The 387-nt window shown below is 69.3% G+C and carries 1 protein-coding gene; it reads left to right on the top strand.

The features are described from left to right. The coding region (locus EN745_RS35800; RefSeq protein WP_281034812.1) for a glycosyltransferase at window positions 1-387 on the top strand (387 nt) is incomplete at both ends.

Below are 387 nucleotides of genomic sequence, written 5' to 3'. Positions count from 1 at the left end.
CACCAGAGCGGCGCCGCGCAGATCGACGCGCTGCGCGCCAACTACGAGGCGGCGGGCGTGCAGGCCACGCTCACGCCCTTCATCGACGACACGGCCACGGCCTTCGCCGAGGCCGATCTGGTCATCTGCCGCGCCGGTGCCAGCACCGTCACCGAGATCGCCGCCGTGGGCGCGGCCGCGCTGTTCGTGCCCTTTCCGCACGCGGTGGACGACCACCAGAGCGCCAATGCCCGCTTCCTGGTGGATGCGGGCGGCGGCTGGCTGGTGCAGCAGCGCGAGCTCACGCCCGCCTGGCTGGCCGGTATGCTACAAAATACAGAGCGCACGACGTTGATGGAGCGTGCGCTGGAAGCCAAGAAGATGCAAAAGACAGAAGCCACCCAAGCC

This window comes from Mesorhizobium sp. M4A.F.Ca.ET.022.05.2.1 (genome assembly GCF_003998845.1).
Classification (GTDB): Bacteria; Pseudomonadota; Alphaproteobacteria; order Rhizobiales; family Rhizobiaceae; genus Mesorhizobium.
The sequence above is the reverse complement of the archived record's forward strand: the minus strand, read 5'-3'. Positions and strand labels throughout refer to the sequence as shown.